The organism is Leptolyngbya sp. FACHB-671 (assembly GCF_014695745.1).
GTDB lineage: Bacteria > Cyanobacteriota > Cyanobacteriia > Elainellales > Elainellaceae > JAAUTN01.
This window is the reverse complement of the sequence record NZ_JACJOV010000031.1, coordinates 1-4,020: the sequence shown is the minus strand read 5'-3', so window position 1 is coordinate 4,020 and position 4,020 is coordinate 1. Positions and strand designations below refer to the sequence as shown.

5 protein-coding genes are annotated in these 4,020 nt (G+C 46.2%); 4 read left to right on the top strand and 1 reads right to left on the bottom strand.

Translation table 11 applies throughout. The annotated features are described in order from the left end of the window. Window positions 1-161 precede the first annotated feature (161 nt). Window positions 162-413 (bottom strand): helix-turn-helix domain-containing protein, encoded by a 252-nt coding sequence (locus tag H6F93_RS01125; RefSeq protein WP_190678456.1) that lies wholly within the window; start codon window positions 411-413, stop codon window positions 162-164. 100 nt (window positions 414-513) lie between these two features. Here H6F93_RS01125 and H6F93_RS01120 point away from each other — a divergent pair, with 100 nt between their 5' ends. The 4 genes from H6F93_RS01120 to H6F93_RS01105 form a co-directional block, all read left to right on the top strand. Then, a complete protein-coding gene (locus tag H6F93_RS01120) occupies window positions 514-1,176 on the top strand; it encodes a hypothetical protein (protein ID WP_190678454.1) in 663 nt (220 codons plus the stop codon). A gap of 77 nt (window positions 1,177-1,253) precedes the next feature. After that, entirely contained in the window at window positions 1,254-1,850 is a 597-nt protein-coding gene (locus tag H6F93_RS01115) for a hypothetical protein (RefSeq protein ID WP_190678451.1), read from the top strand. A gap of 484 nt (window positions 1,851-2,334) precedes the next feature. Then, window positions 2,335-3,450, top strand: coding sequence for a hypothetical protein (locus H6F93_RS33225; RefSeq protein ID WP_199313411.1), 1,116 nt, complete (start codon window positions 2,335-2,337; stop codon window positions 3,448-3,450). Window positions 3,451-3,835: 385 nt separating this feature from the next. Beyond that, window positions 3,836-4,020: caspase family protein (locus H6F93_RS01105; protein ID WP_190678449.1), on the top strand; the 185-nt coding region annotated here is incomplete at its 3' end.

The window sequence follows — 4,020 nt, the reverse complement described above, 5'->3', positions numbered from 1 at the left end:
TTGCAGCTAATGCAGTGGCAGTATCCATAGCAGCAATTTTAGATAAGGGTTAGAAATTACGAGTGGAACAAAAAGCTTCCTCTGCCCTAGCACAACCTATCCAAGAAGAGATAGAGCTAGCAAGAAAACTTTACCTTTCTAGCATCTGATGAAAAAACAGCTTAAATAACATCTTCTACCTCAATTCCGTACTGAATGAAAAGATCGGAGATTGTGATATTTAATGCTGCTGCCAGCTTTTCAATATTGTCAAGGGACGGGTTGACCTCCCCTCGTTCAACATCCGAAATATAAGTTCGATGTAGCTCAGCCAGTTCTGCCAGCTCTTCTTGAGAAATATCTAACTCTCGCCGTCGCCGCCGGATCGCTTTGCCAAATCGTTGCCTGATGGGTTGTTTGCTACTTTCCGTCACCGCACAATACTCATAGAATGCGGATGACAGGTCTACAGGCAGCAGACTAAGTTTTGTAGTCTTTGGGCTACAATCTGGCCAATAGCTTTTAGACAACCAAATGACGATTCAAATTACGCTGGAACGGCGACAGTTCCGGCTATCTCCTACGGAGCGCTCTCTTGCTAAAGCCTCTGGGAGTAGAGATGCTGTACGCCACCGATTGCAATCGCACCTTGACAGTAGAAGTAGACAGATCCCCTATAACCCTGCTGATTCTGTCTCAATTGAAGAATATTCCTTGGAATGGATGGTTCGTAAATATTCCGAGCAGCTAATGTACCAACCTTTGGAGGAGATGCAGTACTGGTTCACCTATTCCAGCGGTGTATTCCTAGAACCTGGCTACCCTCCTTTGTTCTATAGCCAAACAGCAAAGCAATTATCATCAGCTAACAAAAGTGCAGTTGCAGGGGTAGGTGAGGGAATTGCTGGTTATTTGATGCAGCGGTGCTATCGCGCTCATAAGCTTGCCCGACCTAACCACGACTACCCTGACATTGTGATGGAGGGCAACGGCAATACCTATCTCGTGGAGTCTAAAGCAACTGCTAGCTCTCCAACAGGGATCAAATCTGTGCTCAGTAAGGAGTTAACTAACATGGCTATTCATACTGCTATCTGCGCTGAACTAGACACTAGACCCGTCATAGGTGTGCTAATGGGTACTGCCTTAGTCGATGAATCGCACTACCACTGCTGTATTACAGAGGTTAGAGTATGAGGTTCACAGTTCTATCTCAGGAAGAACTTGTTCTACGTGAGATCGTGAGACTGGTCTGCTACTTTGAAAAGCAGCGCTTGGAAGACTACAGCCTTGGTTTGCAGTGGAGCTTAGTTGAATTGGTGCGAAGTTCGATGCGACAACTCGCCCAAAGCGGCAAGGTTCTTGAACACAGTAAGCTCTTAAAAGCTGCGATCGAGGAGACTAGAACAGAAATACAGGAACGTTTGCAGAAGCGCGGAGTTGAATTTGACTTTGACGACTACTTTGACATTGTCGGAAGAACATTGGCATTCCCTGCGAAGGAAATGAGCCAGTTGGGAGTGCAGTTAGGGAAATCTAGGAAATCGAACCGTATTGGTGAGCGACAAAAATTTTTAAGCGAAGCACAAATTCCTTTTGAGGTGGTTGAGATAGGGCTACGCAATGCGATTGAAGGTTTAGTCGCTTTTCCGCTTGCTAGGGAATGTGTACTTGATTTGGAGAGAATCAAGCAGGATTACCGTGTGGAGGGCGAATGGTGTCCACTTGGAGTCAGCACTGATAATTTGAAATTCGTTGTGGATGACGATGGAACGATTTCTATTTCACTGAAGAATTCCTCAGAAACAGCAGTTAAAGAAGCGACAGAAGTACTGATAGCATTGGCAAGCCAAGTGTACGTAGGGAATTAACTTAGCGTTGCGAGAATAATTTTCAGCGGTTGCGACGATTTTGGGGCGCGTTTAAGACATGGGGGCAAGAGTCTGAACAGGTGTGTGCAGTTTGACCCAGAAGGCAGCCTAGATGTGCTGTACGGAGCTAGAGATTGCAACTTTTCAGTAGAAGCAGCGCAACTAGAGTAGAGGCAAAATAAAAGACCCAGCATTTCTGCTGGGTCGGATGTTTTCATGTAATTCAGAGTTCCCTCGGTAGGGGAAGAAGTAACAGGCAGCTGCCTTGCTGAGCCAAGTGTCAAAAAGTACTGAGGCTTCACGTACTCTTCATCGTTTTTAGTTCTGATGCTCGTGAATGTGCTGGTTATTTTGGGCAGGTTGAAGATGTCCAGGAATTTTAATCAGCATGAAATTTTTCTACACCCTATGCAATTTCTACTGGAACAGTCTGGATAGACTGCTGGGTGATCGAAGGCCTTCCAACAAGCTTGCAGCTAAAGTTTTGATTACTCTGGCTCTAGGGTGGGGAACTCCTATCTTTCTATTAGCCTCAATGGGTGAACCTCAATCTTCACCAGTAGCTACGACGGCAGTAGAAACTCCCATACCAGAAGCCTCTACCCCCGCTCTTGAAGCCGTTCAAAGTTCACCTCAGCCAGAAGCCAAAACATTTGGATTTGACCAAGCGTTGACTCGTGTTCATGCAGCCTATGCTGATGCAGATTTCTTTGCTCAATGGGAACTGAATGATAATCAACTCGAGCTAACTCGCAGAGACGATGCTTGTGATCTTAGAGCTTGGCAAACACCTGGACACAACGGACTAGAAGGCTTACAGGTCAATTTTCGGCAATCAACGCCTGAATGCTTAGACGCGCTAGAGCTAGCTGTCAAGACATTGGCACCGGATGTTGATTTTGCAGAGATTCAGTCTCGTATCTCTGACTTTTCAAAGTTTGTAGAGGAGGTCGATGCTGTCGATGCTGTAACTCTTGCCAATGGAAACACCAAAATAGAGGCTATTTGGGTTGACAATCTCTCCTTCTGCCCTGTAGGTAGCTGCGACCTATCTATCCAGTTTGAGCCTGGAAATGGAAGCAGCGTTTCAAGCCCTTCAAATCAACCGGAAGAAGAGGTAGAAGCAGAGCTAGCATCTAACCCTTTCAATTTTCCCCGTGCAACTTGCGGTGACAGTTCATCTGGTTCAGATGACACCTGGTATCCAGTCTTTGTTGATGGCGGCAACTTAGAGTCTATCCGCAGTAGCTACTGCGCTGATGCAGTGGCGACAAAGCGTGAAGATACAGGGGTTGAAACTGTTCAATTAGCAAGCTTCACCGATCGCAGTAGAGCAGAAGAGTTTGCTTCAGCAGTCAAAGGAGAAGTTGGACAGCCGTCACTGCCCGAAGAGCCAGAAGCACCAGCCGCTCGTCAAGCCCCAGCGGAAGTAGTTAGTTCAGCCGAACAAGGCTGCGACCCTTCATATCCTGGAATCTGCATCCCGCCTGATGAAGGTGATTTGAATTGTGGAGATATCCCTCATCGACGGTTCCAGGTGCTACCCCCTGACCCTCATGGTTTTGATAGGGAGGGAGACGGAATTGGCTGCGAGTCGTAGTTGCCTAGCCAAATCTTCTATGGCACTCGGAAGGGTTGAGAAATTGAGTGTAGCTTGTTGAGTAGGCACTCCTAAATGTGGTCATTTGGTGTCTTTGCTATGTCTATCTGACCACTGAAATCGAGTACTGGTCTCAGTGGCGATCGTTGCACTACTAGCAAAATTAGGAAGCTAGAGTCGGAGGATACTTCTATAAATTTATAAGGACACTAGATACTGACTAAAGAGCAAATTGCTGAGATACTTTGCAGAACAAGGCTTCGATTGAGGGTCAGGACTATAACATCTACTCCATCCAACCGCTCAACGGTTTTTCAAAGTACTTGTTCTTCTGTTAAGAACCACAGTTAGACTCATATCAAAGCATTTAGATTCTGAGAATACTATGAGTCGGGATGCTCTCGTTGTTGGAATCAATAGTTACGCTAGTCTGTCCAACCTCTCTGCTCCCTCGGAGGATGCAGAAGCGATCGCTCAACGCTTAGAGCAAGACGGTGATTTTCAGGTGAAGCGACTGCCTGAAACAGTTAAAGATGGCAAACTGCAAGTCGGCAAACAAACTCAAGTTAC